13 protein-coding genes are annotated in these 15,108 nt (G+C 51.0%); 7 read left to right on the top strand and 6 right to left on the bottom strand.

Translation table 11 applies throughout. The features are described 5' to 3' along the window. Positions 1–405: 405 nt before the first annotated feature. Positions 406–1,485, bottom strand: coding sequence for a hypothetical protein (locus MEB48_RS20470; protein ID WP_237885747.1), 1,080 nt, complete (start codon positions 1,483–1,485; stop codon positions 406–408). Then, positions 1,486–3,045: an AAA family ATPase gene (locus tag MEB48_RS20465; protein WP_237885746.1), complete on the bottom strand. Its 1,560-nt coding sequence runs from the start codon at positions 3,043–3,045 to the stop codon at positions 1,486–1,488. 476 nt (positions 3,046–3,521) lie between these two features. Between MEB48_RS20465 and MEB48_RS20460 the strand changes: the two genes are divergently transcribed. After that, entirely contained in the window at positions 3,522–4,058 is a 537-nt protein-coding gene (locus MEB48_RS20460; RefSeq protein WP_237885745.1) for a DUF6338 family protein, read from the top strand. A gap of 1,144 nt (positions 4,059–5,202) precedes the next feature. Further along, positions 5,203–5,418, top strand: coding sequence for a hypothetical protein (locus MEB48_RS20455; protein WP_237885744.1), 216 nt, complete (start codon positions 5,203–5,205; stop codon positions 5,416–5,418). A gap of 197 nt (positions 5,419–5,615) precedes the next feature. On the opposite strand, the gene MEB48_RS20450 is transcribed toward MEB48_RS20455, so the two are convergent. Next, on the bottom strand, positions 5,616–5,963 hold the full coding sequence (locus MEB48_RS20450) for a hypothetical protein (RefSeq protein ID WP_237885743.1): 348 nt from the start codon (positions 5,961–5,963) through the stop codon (positions 5,616–5,618). 133 nt (positions 5,964–6,096) lie between these two features. Here MEB48_RS20450 and MEB48_RS20445 point away from each other — a divergent pair, with 133 nt between their 5' ends. Continuing rightward, positions 6,097–6,810, top strand: coding sequence for a hypothetical protein (locus MEB48_RS20445; protein WP_237885742.1), 714 nt, complete (start codon positions 6,097–6,099; stop codon positions 6,808–6,810). A gap of 21 nt (positions 6,811–6,831) precedes the next feature. On the opposite strand, the gene MEB48_RS20440 is transcribed toward MEB48_RS20445, so the two are convergent. Together MEB48_RS20440 and MEB48_RS20435 are read right to left on the bottom strand one after the other, a co-directional pair. Then, a complete protein-coding gene (locus MEB48_RS20440) occupies positions 6,832–7,143 on the bottom strand; it encodes a hypothetical protein (protein WP_237885741.1) in 312 nt (103 codons plus the stop codon). A 292-nt stretch (positions 7,144–7,435) separates the two neighbouring features. Beyond that, positions 7,436–8,464: a hypothetical protein gene (locus tag MEB48_RS20435; RefSeq protein WP_237885740.1), complete on the bottom strand. Its 1,029-nt coding sequence runs from the start codon at positions 8,462–8,464 to the stop codon at positions 7,436–7,438. 663 nt (positions 8,465–9,127) lie between these two features. On the opposite strand from MEB48_RS20435, the gene MEB48_RS29150 reads away from it, so the two are divergent. Next, positions 9,128–9,250, top strand: a complete 123-nt coding sequence (locus MEB48_RS29150; protein ID WP_330932716.1) for a helix-turn-helix domain-containing protein — start codon at positions 9,128–9,130, stop codon at positions 9,248–9,250. Between the two features lie 75 nt (positions 9,251–9,325). On the opposite strand, the gene MEB48_RS20430 is transcribed toward MEB48_RS29150, so the two are convergent. Then, entirely contained in the window at positions 9,326–9,814 is a 489-nt protein-coding gene (locus tag MEB48_RS20430; RefSeq protein ID WP_237885739.1) for a hypothetical protein, read from the bottom strand. A gap of 888 nt (positions 9,815–10,702) precedes the next feature. On the opposite strand from MEB48_RS20430, the gene MEB48_RS20425 reads away from it, so the two are divergent. The 3 genes from MEB48_RS20425 to MEB48_RS20415 all read left to right on the top strand — a co-directional run bounded on the left by MEB48_RS20425 (position 10,703) and on the right by MEB48_RS20415 (position 14,926). Next, a complete protein-coding gene (locus MEB48_RS20425) occupies positions 10,703–11,917 on the top strand; it encodes an SIR2 family protein (RefSeq protein WP_237885738.1) in 1,215 nt (404 codons plus the stop codon). Beyond that, complete coding sequence (locus tag MEB48_RS20420; protein WP_237885737.1) at positions 11,914–13,719, top strand: ATP-binding protein; 1,806 nt, start codon at positions 11,914–11,916, stop codon at positions 13,717–13,719. The genes MEB48_RS20425 and MEB48_RS20420 overlap by 4 nt, the downstream gene beginning before the upstream one ends. A 493-nt stretch (positions 13,720–14,212) precedes the next feature. Further along, positions 14,213–14,926 (top strand): hypothetical protein, encoded by a 714-nt coding sequence (locus tag MEB48_RS20415; protein WP_237885736.1) that lies wholly within the window; start codon positions 14,213–14,215, stop codon positions 14,924–14,926. The last annotated feature ends 182 nt before the right edge of the window (positions 14,927–15,108 follow it).

Here is a 15,108-nt window from a genome sequence, read left to right as displayed (position 1 = left end):
CTGGGTTGCCTTGGCCGATCGCATAGCTGGAGTCATAGCCGAAATTGAATGGCTTTACTCAGCTTTTTATTTGCATAAGCAGGGGGATAGTTTCGGTCTGCTGCCCATCACGATGGGCAGAAATCGGCCAAAAGCAGACGCTCGTAACTGACCGCTACCGTCCTTTTCGATAGAGGTCTGAGGGTTGTTTTGGGACATTCGCTACAGACGGATCTCGGCCCAAAACGGAGGTTCATTATGGCTCAGTTTGAGAACAAGCTCGCGACCTGCTTAGGTGTTAAAATTTTCAAAATAATTGTAGTTCGAAATAACAGGTGCCCATCGGAATAGAACCCGCTGCGTCAAATTAGCAGGCCCTATTCTGAAACTTAAGCGTGACCGCAACTTTCTAATTCCTCCTTAATGTCATACTAATCTCGCGGGGGCCGCAGCGCTCCAACTCGTCAGCGTCGAGCCGATACTTTTCCATAAAGCCTCCAGTGTAGGACATTCATCTGGACATATCGGAGTGAGTTGTTCGATGTGCATGCGCATCTCTGCTCTATTCTGCAGCGGCTTCAATAAGTCGCATGTGCAGCTATCTGGCTGGCAACCTTTAGGGCAGCCCTGAACAAGCCCGAGCAAAGCCGTACTCCAGTACCTATGCGCATCAGGGCAGGCGTGTAAATAGCTATATTTTAATCCTTTCTTGTAATCGTAAAAAAGCTTAGCTTCTTGATACCCATTTTGCTCTGCGGACTTCAGAGCAGCAACCATTACATCGGTATGTCGAGAATTAGATTTTGCTGCGATAAAAGATAGAGGTACCAGGTTTTCTATTTCATGAAAATCCAAATCTAGGTGGTGCGCAAGGACTTTGGCTATATCGTTAGATTCTCGGACTTTAGTACTGGTCGCTCCACAGTCATCAGATGGATATTTTTTGTCAGTATCAGTTATACAAAGACAGAATAAATTATTATCTCTTTGCGCTCTTTCGAACACGGAATATGTCCGATTACCTCCTCCATGGATAGGCCTATATTTACGATCAAGTGCTCTTACATTTAAAACTCGACTTACATACCACTCAGTAATTATTTCGTAAATGTAGTGATCATTTATTTCTTCAAAAATTATCTCGAGAGGAGCCCTCAAGTTCATATCGGCACAGAAAAGCAGCGGGATAGAGATAATCTGTTGGTTTCCTATAGTGCCAAGAACCGGAATACCATCTCCCGGTTCGACTCTTGCATAAATTTCAACCTTCTCAAGGATTGATTCTTGCTGAGGAACTCTAACAAATACGCTTTTATACGCTGCTCGTGCAGAAGCTCCTAGCTTGACAAATTTACTAAGAGCTAATAACGACTGACCGTCGCCGAGCACTAAGTGATCGCCAGATCGAACTGCTGATGCGATATCTTCAAGAGCACCGATTTCTGCAGGGCTCAAACTTCCGTTTGTGACAAAATCTCTGATGGCCTCACCAATGTAAATAATCATTTAGGCCTCGTAATCAAAGAAGCCATAAGGCCAATTGTGAAGAGACCCATTTTCACGATACCCACTAAACTCAACTGTTGTTTGCGAGGTGTTTGGCTCTTTCGAGAACAAAACTATAGTTGAGTCGTCTTTTTTCAGAGTTCCCATCGCCGTCATTAGGCCGATCTTATTGACGATCACTTCACTATGCGTCTCGATCACAAGGTGCAAGGTTATGTTAGCTTCTTTAGCTGTATTTACTACAGAAACTAACATCTCTGCTAGCTTCGACTGCATACGCGGATGCAAGTGAAGTTCGGGTTGTTCTATAACACAGGTGTAAGATAGCCCCGGAATTCCATTTCGAATTGGTTTATGCAATATAGTCCAGAGCTGTATTATGATCGGAATGACCTGGGAATAGCCAAACCCCATGTCGGCAAGATTATAAGAGTCTTTGCTTTTGTCAAATGCAACTCCTAAATTTACATGCCCTCCGTTAAACTGTACCACGGTCCTAAAACCAAACTCTTTCATGGACCATTCGTCTAAGGTGTTTTTTTCGCGCTCGCTTAAGTTCCGTAGAAACATCGCTAAGTTCTCACCTTTCGAGTCTAGCTCTTTTACACCGATGTCCTGCGAACGGTAGTATCGTTGTGCCGAGGCGCGAATAGGTTCAATATATGAAACCCGCCTAAAGGTTTGATCTAAAATTTCGTCTAAATTGTAAAGCGCTATTCCCGTTCTGGCCAAAATCAGCAGATTTTTGAATCGAACAAAAACTTCATTATCAAGATCTGCATCAATAGTTTTGTTTTTCCAAGTATTAGTGCTGAACATTTTTTTGAAATGAAGAAGCATCTCTGACTTGTTGCCAATCAACGCTTTGAAAACCGCACTGGAAAGCGAATCTGAACTAGTCCGCTTATTTGAATAAGCTCTCACTGTATCTACTAAATCCTCCATAATTTCGTCTGGCCAGAACCCACTCCACCATGACCTGTAGATGTCCTCTTTCGCTGCATCGCTTTTGGCGCGAATAAACGGGAGTAATCTGACCGCCGAACTGTACGAATACAGATCGCAGTAATTACTGTAATTCTCCCCATTGACAACAATTGAACTGATCTTATTTGATTCGCTGATATCAATTTTAACAGAGTTTCCTTTTATATCTAAATCAATTCCTGCGGTTCTCGTCAACCCATCTTTTCCTAAGGATGCTAGGCGGAGATTGACAGTAACTTTAGAGACACCCTTATCGCGAGCGATTCCCTGGGCCCTTATCGGACGATAATAAATTTGATCTGGCACTGTCAGTCCGAAGGAGAAAACTATTTCCTTTTCGCCTTGCTTTCTTATAAGCGCCTGATCGAAATCTCCGAAATCTACGTATTTTCCAAACCAAAGAATTGAGCTTCTAGTTGTGGTCTCAGCACTTTGTTTAAGTAGAGGAAAAGTTCGTAGGAAAGTGCTTTTCCCAGAGCTATTTTCACCCAGTAGAATAGTTATTGGAGAAAGCTTTACCGTTCCGGTATCTCTTAAGCTCCGTAAGTTTTTAATTCTAAACTCGGTTAACATCCTGTAAGCCTCTTGTAATTTTTGAGCCGTAGACGTGAAATAATGAGTGTGTTGACCATGCAGGCTCGGCATCGACTCAGCAGACCGCCGGGATTCCCCAATGATCTTCGTCACCTTATAACACTTATAAGCCAATGGCTAAATGACACCAGAACAAAAACTGGTTAAAGGCAGCAATGAATCCGGCACCCATGGTTCGAGCATATTTTGGTCAACTAAATCTCAACCTGCTGGAATGTTCATCCAAGGGGTATCGATTCGCGGACATCTGATTGACAGCTTTTGGCCGATTTCAGCCCTTCGCGACAGGCAGCATTCGGCCAGAAGCGGTGAGTTAACGCCCCACTTGCGAAACAGTAGTCTTCTTATAGAAGGTACAGCGCGAAGGGTAGCTTGTGTCGCGTTTATCTTTTTGTCATGACGTGCTTTGTTGGAGCTATAGTGCTGGCCAGGTGACGGCATTCGGTGGTGTGGTAATGGAAGACCTAGTAACGAAGATTATCCCTCTGGTGCAGACGCTCATACCAGGGTTCATCACGACGATGATCTTCTACTGGTTGGCCGAGGCGAAGAAGCCTGGACAGTTTGAGAGAACAGTCCAGGCGTTGATCGGCACTGGTGTCATTACGATGATGGTTCCTGGAATCGAACAGCTGTTTAAGTACATCGGAGATCACTGGTTTCTGTTGGGGAACTGGACACCACTGGTCGAAAGTGCGTGGGGAGTCGGCCTCGCCGTGATCCTCGGCTTGGGACTCGCTTATGCGTCGAACCACGACTATCTGTATGGCATTGCCAGGGGGCTAGGCCTCACCTCGCGCGCCTCGTATCCCGAGTGGGTTTATGCATTTCGCAAGCGCGCAGGTAAAAGTGTGGTGCTGACTCTACTTGATGGTCGGACTTTTTGGATACCCAGCAGTTTGGCCTACAGATCCGGCAGTTGGGCACTTCCTCATCACGCAGCCGTGCTGGATGGACGATCAGAACCAATGGGTGGAGATGCCAGGGATTGAAAGCTACCTTGTCTCCAACTCCGATGTTTTTTTGGTCGAGTTTCTTGAAAACTAGGAGACGTTGAATGACCACCGATAGCAACAAGCCCAGAGAACAGTTGGTGGTGCGGGTTAGCAATGAGGGGATGAACGTGAGCCCGCCAGCCCCGATTAATGTGCGCCCCTCTACTCCGCCACCCGCTCCGCCCAAAGCACCCAGCAAATAAATAGAGGTGAGTTATGTACGAGGAAAGAGGTATATCACCACCGCCACGCAGGCCGAGCGGAGGTGACCACACACCCCAGAATCCGACTAGCCAGCGTCCAGTGACGCCGCCCAAGGCACCACCTTTGCCTCCAGGTCGGAATGGATTGGGGGGTATGTGATGAGCAATGACAAGCCAGTAGACAAAGGACCGACACATGTATATTTCAAGGATGGGATTAGCCCTCCTTCGAAATCGACTGCTACTCGGCCATCAACTCCGCCATCAGCGCCTCCACCAGCAAGCAAGAAGTGAGATCAGCATGTCAAAAAGGCAGGTAATCAGTCTGGCTCTCCAGTAACAGGTGGAGTTAGCAAAGAGACGACAAGTCAGCGCCGGCAACGTCCCCCAAAGCGCCACCTCCTGCACCGAAGAAGGGATAGAAGCGGGATGGCAGGTTGTGATCAATACCAGAGAGAAAGCCCGCCCCGTGCGGGCTTTTTCGTGGCAGCCAAGGCTTGTGCAGCTACCTCTTTCGGGTAGTATCAACCTTCATCGCGACGTGTTTACAGAAGGCTGGCCTTTCAGCGGAGCAGTTACAGAAAGCGCTAGATACCGTGGATGTGGTCAAGCAGCAGTTTGAGTTAGGGAAGCCAAAGAAGTCAGTAGTGATTGCATTGCGGGAATCCATTCCTACTGTGGCCAAAGCAGCTACTGCTGTCTCTGGACTCATCGCATTGTTGTATCTGAATTGCCCCCGCTTATGCAGGCAAGACGATAGACAGCTATGGGTCGTCCTCTGCCGGTTATGACCACGAAGCGTGCTGGTCGAATTCGAGCCAAAGGGCTGATCAGGTCGAATGCAAACAATAGGGCAGACCAGTGCAATTACCCACCCCCGCCCCAGCCAACAGCTAGATGATCCAGGCTTCCCGCACCATCACTCAAGGACGATAGCCATGCCAGATAGCCCAGAAAGCAAGATCGCAACGGCGGATGCTTTGACGCTGCTTCTTTACAACCAGCACGCCTTAGGGGCTGCCATAGAAGAGATCACCAAGTGGCTCTCAGAGAACGGTGTGGGGAGTGTCGCCGCTAACGCCATGGTTGCCATGGAAACGCTGGATACGAATGCTAAAGGGATTACTGACGCCATCATGCGACTACGCCTTTAATCGCTGACAGCCAGAGAGTAGCAACCTACAATCTGTCCCGCTCGCCCGGTGTGTGCAGTGCCTATTCTCGCTGGATGCAGTACGTCGCACTGGGTGAGCCCCATCATTATTTATCTGGCTGGCGTACAGATCGACCCCCACCGCATGCAAGTCTGTCAGAGACGGGGCAAAAAAAATCTGTGGAAAAACGGTCTTGGTCACTTCTCGGCCAGTTCTTGCAGCAGGTGTGTCACTGCCGAAAAGAACATTTCAAGCGGATGCGCTCGGCAGTAGTTCTCTAGCCAGAGTTGGACGCTAGTGGCGTCAGTGCCTTTAAGCGTTTCGCTGCCGCTCAACCCACTGCTGTAGCTTGCAAACCCTGCCATCCACGACATGAAGAGATCCGAGGAATAGGGATCTCCGGCCTTTTTCTGATCTGTGGCCTCGACGAACTTTCCGCATCCTTGCGCCCCATAACCGTAGGCCATTCCGTTAGCTGAAGCATGACCAGCTGTCAGTGTCGCTACCAGTGCCATCGCTGCCGCTGCCGCCATCCCTGCTTTCATGGTGATTCCTTTCCCATAGTTGGCGCATGTGCCGATGAGTCTAGTGCACTGGTATCCATCCGGTGTTCTAGTACGTGGCCCACACCTTTGGCTGGTAACATCATCGGTTCTGTAACGAGACTAAGGACCGGTGATGACAACGCCTCACGCATGGAAGCACGGTTGGGCTGATGCCTACGCCTCTCGTAACGGTGCCATCGCCGAAGAGTTCCTTGATCTAGTGGTGAGGCCGTCAGTGGCTGCACTGGAACAGAAACACCTAGAGCTGGCGAGCAGTGACAACTTAGCGATTGCCGGTTTCGCAGCTAGCGACCATCGCGACCTGATCGACAAGACGAACATGGCGTTCTGTCTGTCAATCCAATCCCTCTGGGAGCAACAGCTTCGCCGCTACCTTGGTCACTGTGTTGGCTCCTTGGGAATCGAGGGTGTGACAGCCGACGAACTGGAGCATATGACTTGGGGCGAGAAGACTAACAAGCTGTTCCAGTACATCCGTGGCACTGACCTGACCGCCTTCGATTCCTACGTCGCCCTGAACAAGTTGCAGCTTTTGGGCAATGCGTGTCGGCATGGTGCTGGAAAGTCTTCAAGGCAACTGTTCAAGTTGCACCCAGAGCTGTGGCCCCAGCACGACACGTTGCCAACGCCGCACCCTGTGATGCGGGATACGTCGATCCAGTCCGTTCAGATCGGTGTTGGGCTGTTAGCTGGCTTCGTCGATGCCATTGTCTTGTTCTGGATGGATTTGGAGATTCTCGGGCTGAAGAGTTTCGCCAATCAAGATGCCGGTGTGGTCGCTCGCATTGCCTATCTTCGCAACCGCCGTGCGTCGAGGCTTGCGTGAATCACGCGTTCGCCCTGGGACTCAAGGTTTCTCGCGTTTCGAGTAGTCGCCGTACTGGTAGCCCATCCTTGCCGTTTCCCGCTCGCTCTCACGCCGGTACATGTCACTCAGGGTCCACTTCAGCCGCTCGTGTTCAATCTTCAGGGCGGCCAGCTCCGTCGAGCTTTCCCGGTACATGACGATCAGTCCGGCGATGTTCTGGTGAGCCTTCCTCAAGTCTCGACGTGTCGTCTCCAGCTCGGCACAAAGCAAATCACACTGATGCTTGAGCATTTCCTCGCGAGAGGGGAGGCCTAGTTCAAACCCGCTGTCATCGATCAAATCGTCTTTCATCCCGCACGCACCGAATACTGTATGTGTATACAGTATATGGCTGGACGATGGTGTTCAATCTGCCTGCGATGGGTGGCAACAACGCTGGGAACCACGAAACTGTATTCATCCGAGTAGTGGTCATCAGGGCGTACCTAATTAACACACTCCATCCACTCTCTAGCCTCGGCCTAATCAGGATCGAATTGCATGCCTCAGTATCCAGAGTTAACGCAGGGTTCAGCTTGGGTTTCATGGCACTTCTCAAACCGCATCGCACCAATTGCGAGCAACAGGTGCCGCATCTTCAAGCTCAAAAGTAGATATGGTTTCGAGGCACAGTGGACATAACGCTTTCAAATGAGTATCCGTCCAATTCCTGAGCAGTAACTGGAGGATTGTTCACGACCTCTACAGCCACACCTTCAAACCCTCCACCCGAATAACTCATCTCTAGACTCGCATGATCTCCCTTAACATTCAAAAGCATAGTTCTATGGCCCATCCTGTTTAAGAGCAGGAAGCGAAGCTCCTGCCAATACGACATTTTCGAGGTATTGACCTTCACTTCGACTGCTATCAAACCTAGTTCGTCTTTAGCCACGAAATCGAATCGACCGGGATGACCACCCGGAAATCTCTTCTGCTGCTGTCGCATATAGAGACGATTGGCATCTTTCATTCCCTCTGCTTCAGGAGTAGTCATACCCGCCGTTCTTATGTCCTCCCCTGAATATGGAAGTTTCATCTCACCGCTCGCATACTTCTCCCAGGTTTTCTGTATGTAGCCAGATACCAGATGATTGTCTCGCATAAAATCACCTAGAGGGATAATATCGCCAAGATAGTCAGACGCAATGATCTCCGCAAGATGATTAGAACAATCATAAGCAAAGTGCATCGCACTTCTCTTCAACTGAACACCGTCACGAGACTGGATTGAGACTCCAAGAGGATAAACCTTAGCAAGGTTTGCTCGCTCAAATAGCCCCACTCCAGCAGCACAAGGCGACTTCTTTTGACTGCCATCCCGCATGCGACACTTAGATGTCGCCCGACAAGTCGAGGTAAGAGCATCAACCGTACCATCTGATAGGTCTGCCCATCCGGGAAGATTTCCTGCGACCCATGCATTATCATTTGTGAATTGCAATGTAGCGAGATCAGCCCGAGAAGAGCCTATCCAGTACCTAGTTATCCGAGGGAGCTCCTTCACAAGTTTAGAGGCAGCTGTTTTATCATCCCCTCCAAACGTAACCAATTCATATCCCTTGCCTTGGAGATATCGTACTGCGATATCCTCACCGAATACCCCAACTATCTCCGCTTTGAATTTCGCCACTTCTCGTCCCTCGACAGCATTGAATAGATTTCCTAATTGGCTGAATATACCTAGTCGCCTTTGGAATCAACAGGCATATTGATAGCTGTTTTATGAGGCTCCACAAATGCTGCTCTGCGGTCCACCCCTAACCGGAAAGCCGGTAGCGATACGCTGGGCAGGCACAGGGGTTAATCAGGAACTAACATGGAGTCCTGTAGAGCTGTATTAGGCGATTGGACGACCAAGCTGACCAAAGGGAGCTTGCCACAGAGGGGCGTGGAGGGTCGAAGAGGATGAGTTGTTTTACGCACAATCCTTACGTACAACATATATACAAAAAAGCCCCACAGACCTTGATCTGCGAGGTTCTACGTATAATGGCGGAAAGATGGGGGTGTTAACCTGCAACTCACTCGTCAAACCGCCGCTTTTTCCTTGCTTTTGAATAGAGAGAAGCCGCCGCTGAAAAGAGCACCATCCCTCCAGCGATGGAAACAATGATGGGGGCAGCATTAACAATGGCAGGAGCACTGACAACACCAATTGTTACCCCCAATACGGTCAATCCGGTAGGAGCGGCAATTGATGCACCAGCCACAGTATCAGCGTGATCAGCAATCCGATCTCGATGGTCATCGAGCTTCTTTACTAGCGTAACCTGGTGCGTACAAAGGCAGTCAGGTGGATACAGACCTTCGTAACCGCATCACGATACCGCTGAATGACGGCAAGAGCATTCGCGAAGTAGCCCACATGCTGGAGTGCAGCACGACTACAGTTCAAAGGGTTAAAGCCACTCTGTGAGCCCATTGGGCAGTGTATAGATCACACTAGTGCAGAAGCTTGTGTCATCCACTGGATATTATCTCGCCCGCTATTTCACTGTGGGAACAGATCATCGCAAGCACGCCTGATATTAACTGCTGCAATCCTACTCGGTGTTTTCTTAGCAGTATCGCGAAAACATTCAGCTGCGGTGCTATATCCAAAATAATCCGAATCCGTCTCTTTTGCGTAGTAAGGAAATTGAAGGCAATCTTGATTCATAACCTGAGCACTATAATCATTTTGAGCATCAGGGAGGTTCTTAATAACGCAGCGCTGATAAGACCATGACGAATGTGAAGGGCTATTTTTATATAACATCTTGTACCTCTCGTCCGCCTCTATCCTCCGTCTCTCAGCCTCCTGCTCCTGCAACGCACCATTACGACGAAATGAACACGTTAGGAACTCCACAGTGGGAACTGTAGTGCCTGGCGTCATATACGAACTGCAATTTTCATTCCCGTCTTGAAGCTCACCTCCATATGCCAGATCGCTAGACAACACCACAAAGACTAGATTAATCGCTATCCCTGCTTTCATCACGACATCCCAATTAAAAGTGCAATGCTAGCTGCAGTCTGACGGATCCGCCAACATACCCTGGAGGCTAGTGCCGAATCTGGTGATTTGAGGTATTACAGAAGCTCTGCAAGCGCCCTCAAGTCCTCACTAAGGGCCGTAGCATGCTGAACAGAGCGAAGGGGCACGAGGCTCAATGGCAACGGGCGGATGAGGGTGCAGCGTCACTCCAAGATGCGATTGAACTATGCGTACTAAAGGGAGCAAGCAGCCTCCAGGCCCTACCGCCACCATGCGTGGAATGAAGCGTCTCGGACTGGAGCGGAACAAGACGAATACAGTCTCTGTACGCTCGCAGGAAGCGATTACAGCAGCGATTTATGAGTGGCCTATGTCACACCCGCTGATATTCGGAAAAGAGCTTTTTACGGCTATACGGGCAAGTGTATACGGGCTTATGCCGACCCATTCCGAGTCGGAATTTGACCAATTCTCCAGATACCCAATGTGATATTCCCCGCCACAGATTCACGACCGATATTCGCTAGGGCCAGTGTCGATTTTGAAAAAAGTTTGGCTATCAGCGGGTTTCAAAGAGTGACTGACGACTGACAGAGAGGGGCCAGAGGCGGTCACTCACCACAGGCATCGGCCCACTTGCGGTCACTGGGATGCACCTGGAAAACGAGGTGATTCACTGCACATACAGAAACAAGTCCCAAATGAAGGGGGAAGGAGGCTATTCCTCACATCTACATGCAAGCTCGTTAAGTACTAAGCTAATCGACGTGGATGGCCATCTGGTGTATCAACGTGCTACATCACGTACCGGGTACATCGCTATCCCAGTCAGACAACATCGGAATCGTGCGCCTCATCTATAAAAACGGTCACAACTAGGAGGTGCCAGTGATTTCGATAGGCGACATCTACGATAAGGACGTTAATTTTCTGTTTGGTTCGGGGGCTTCATTCGGGCTTCTGCCCACGCTTCAGCTACAACTACAGAGCGGTAATGGCAGGTACACACTAGAAGAACTGGCGACCAAGTTTGAGCACGACAAGGACCGGCGCCTGATCCCGCTGTTCATGCACTACTACAACGAGTGCATCAGGCCTGCGGAGCAGCTCACCATCCAGACTGCGACCGCTACCGACGAGGGGCGGAAGGTCATCGACAACTACCGCACGTTCCTGTCGACAGTCCTTGAGATGGTGAAGCGCCGAAAAGCGTTAGATCGTCGATGCAACGTCTTTACCACGAACTACGACGGGTGCTTTCCTCTTGTAGCTGACGAGTTGCTGAACGAAGGCAACACAGACTTCGTACTCAATGACGGCGCACGCGGTTTCACGCGGCGTACTTTGCAGGCCAGCAATTTCGGATCCTTTCTCTGCCAAGCTGGCGTCTTTGGCCGCTACCAGAGCAGCATCCCTCAGATCAATTTGATTCATCTGCATGGGTCGGTTTACTGGAACAAGATGCAAGGGGCTATCCAGGTCCGATACGATCTGTCGGAGCGGCCTTCGCTGATAAATGCCGATGCGCTGGTTATGCTCCAACAGTTCTCCGCGACGTTGGCCAACCCCGATGCGACGCTGGCAGACTTAAGGGATCCCGGGTTCTCCGATGAAGCGCTGAAGGAGTTCTGGGAGAAGTACGAGCAGGCTCCCATCGTCAATCCGACCAAGTGGAAGTTCCACGAGACGGTGTATGAGGAGCACTATTACCAGATGCTCCGACTGCTGAGCTACGAACTCGAGAAACCGAACGCAGTCCTAGTCACCTTCGGGTTTTCGTTTGCCGACGAACACATTCTCAACTTGGTCATGCGCTCGCTATCCAATCCGGGTCTTCAGGTGTTCGTCTGCTGCTTCAGTCAGAACGGTTACGAGGCAATGCACCACAAGTTCAAAGGCAATCGCAACGTTAAGTGCATTGTTCTCGAAGACGGTGTGCTCGATTTTTCTGCATTCAACGAGAAGGTTTTGACTTGGCCTGAGGCACTAGGGCCGGCGACGGCAACGAAGCCCGCGACTGCCCTGCCTTTACCGGTTCTTGGCGCCGCCGCGAGAGGCGTACCCGCAGCAGACGTAGCGAACGACCCGAAGGAACCAGCATGAGTATCCGCGTTGGTGAAGTCATCGCCGTTCATGGCACCAAGGTCATTCTAAAAATCGACGAACAGTCCAGTAAGGAGACGCTCTTTCACGATGGAGAGAAATACAAAGGGGTGTCGATCCGGGAGTATTTGTCGATCCAGCGAGGCTTTCGCGACATCATCTGCATGGTCGAGGGAGAATACCTGGATGAATCTCGGATGGAGACGCAGGGCGGTAAACCGATTTATGTCCGGAAAGTTGAGGCCAAGCCCATAGGATTCTTTGACAGAGCAGGCTTTACACAGGGCATCAAATACTTGCCAATGATTCAGGATCCGGCGTTCCTGCTATCCGAGAAGCGCATCCGATCCATCTTCGACCGCAAGGAACAGGACGATTTCAAGATTGGCAACATGCTCAAAGAGGAGATCGCTGTTGGGCTTCCTTGGAAGCGCCTATTCAATAGTCACATTGGCATCTTCGGCAACACTGGTAGCGGCAAGTCCAATACGCTGGCGAAGCTTTACACAGTCCTCTTCGATCAGAAGCTGCAGCTCATTGCGGGTAAGAGTCGCTTCATCATCCTCGATTTCAACGGAGAGTACGGCGGTGAGCAACTGGCACCAGCAGCCCACAAGATGGTCTATCAGCTTTCGACGATGACCAACCCAGATGTCAACGATGTCAGCTCCAGGTTTCCATTGGAACAGTCTGAGTTCTGGGATCTTGAGACACTTTCCCTGTTGTTTCAGGCGACCCCCAACACGCAGCGACCCTTCCTCAACCGGGTCATCGTGGGCAAGCTGAAGTACGGGGCGAATCCGGCATCACTAGCGGCTTATGCGAAGAGTAAGTTTCGCCAATCGTTCTGTGCCGGAGAGGTCAAACCCGCCACGCTGGACCTAATGCGAACGGTCGCGAGACGCATGAACAATCAGGCTGTTCAAGATCTACTAGGCGACGTCACTTGGTATCGCAACGGGCGTTTCAACTATAGAGGGGCGTTCATCGATCCAAACGGCGGTGCATACACAGCACACATTGAGCAAACCGTCGACACGCTGAATATCCAAGGCCTTGACGAGTTCGACCAACTCGTCCTTCGCGTCAATCTTCAATTGATGTCTGACCTGAATGCCGGCCATGTGCAGTTCGAGCATATCCAACCGCTACTTAAGCGCGTCGAATCATCGCTTACCAGCCTGCGAAGGGTGTTGGTGATCACGGATGCGCCGCAAGTCGAGAAGCTGCTAACCGTCATTTCGCTTCGCCGCTGCAACAATGAGGTCAAGAAGGTCCTGCCGCTGCTTTTCGCTAAACACTACTACAACGTGCACAAGTCCACTGTGGCCACTCCTCCTGATCGCACCGTTCACATCATCGTCGATGAAGCCCACAATATCCTTTCCGAACAGTCCAAGCGCGAAAGCGAAAGTTGGAAGGACTATCGACTTGAACAGTTCGAGGAGATTATCAAAGAGGGTCGCAAGTTCGGCATGTTTGTTACGATTGCCAGCCAGCGCCCCGCAGACATCTCCCCGACCATCGTCTCGCAGCTCCACAACTTCTTCATCCACCGGCTGGTCAACGACAGAGATTTGTTTCTCATCGACAACACAATCTCGACGTTGGACGGCATGTCGCGCAGCCTGATCCCCGGGCTGTCTCAGGGGTGTTGCGTTGTAACGGGCACGGCTTTCGATCTCCCGATGGTGATCCAGGTAGACCGATTACCCCGTAACCAGCAACCGGCAAGTGAGGACGTCGACCTCGAAAAACTTTGGTGCGAACCAACTACTGACGGGGCGGCAGCTTCTGATTGAAAAAATGAGAGCTTTTCCTTGGACTGCACGCGTTGTATGACTCTACATTGCGTCCACCGCCATCCCCTGTGGCAGCGAAAAGCATCAAACTGCCTGACACCTTCTTCCATCCTGACTGTTGCCAGGTTCTATGGTCGGCAGTTATGGGTCGTATTGCAGCCCTCCACGACAGACAGCAATCGGCCAAAAGCGGACAGTTACGCAGGGTTAGCAGCCCTTCCTTGAAGCTTGAAGGCGTCTACAGAAGCAGGGGAGATTCAGGCTCAACGTTTTGCAGCAGCTGATCGGTCTGCCTCCAGAGGCCGGCACTGCGGGCATTGCGCCTATCTGAGCATTTGTGACAGCATCGCCCGATTATCCTCAAGAGTTTCCTGCTATCGCCATGGGACAATCAATCTCCCATAGGCGCGGGCGAAGGCTTGCCAGTGGCCAGTGGCCGGGGGCTGAGATGAGGCGGTAGCCAGGCCACCATTACACAAGGATAGTTTTGGTTATGTCGTACATTAACTTGCCCAGTGATCAGCAAGCTGCAATCAGCGACGTCGACGAGACGGTGCTTCGGGCAGCAGTACACAAGTGCCTAGATGAAGAGCGCGCAGGGCCGATTCATGGCCTTGATCTCAGTAACTGTGGGCCCTACGTGGCTACCAAGCTCCATGGGTTCCAACAAGCGATCGCTGAGTACAGCAAGGCCAAGTCCCATGCGAAGCGCGAACGGACTCGGCAAGATGCGCTGCGTGCCGGCAGTGACCTCGTTCACGCCGTGCAACAAATGAGGGGGCGGCTCGAAACTGAGCGCCAAGAGGGGGAGCTGTTTTACATTGACGATCAGATCAGGCCGCCTTTCCACCTCAGCAAGCGGCTATCTGTGCGAGTGCCGTTCCGCTGGCGAGCGCCACAGTCTGCGGACTGGAATCACGGGCAACTGACTTTCGTCTACGACTTTTCCCCTCAGCCCAACTACACCCAGTTGCCGCCCAAGCGCAAACCTAGCGCCGCCAAGGTCGCTAGGGATCTCGAAGATCGCCTGTTCGAAGAATGGGAGCGCTTGAAGATGCAGGCGCTCTTCTCTCTGAGAGAGTTCTTCCGCAAGGGTGGCGACGGTGATGCTGTGCCTGAGGTGTTCTTGGTCAGGCCTAGTCCCCACGGCGGAGGCCTGAATAACTTCAGTTGCAATTTTTGGCAGCCCGAGAGGCCGGCCCCATAAGTTCGAGCAAGCCATCAGCCATCAAGGCCGGTGGCTGGTGTAAACGATCGTCCGCTCACCATGTCTGCACGGACCTTCCCCAGCATCGTGAACCGCACACCATCACGATGACTCCGAGCCTTGCGTTGGCTCAGGGCCAAGGCGTTGATCGTAGCCGGGCGATGCCATTGATCATTTCAGGA

It is taken from the genome of Pseudomonas sp. PGPR40 (assembly GCF_022014505.1).
GTDB lineage: Bacteria > Pseudomonadota > Gammaproteobacteria > Pseudomonadales > Pseudomonadaceae > Aquipseudomonas.
Note: the sequence above shows the minus strand (reverse complement) of the source record. Positions and strands in the feature narration are given on the sequence as shown.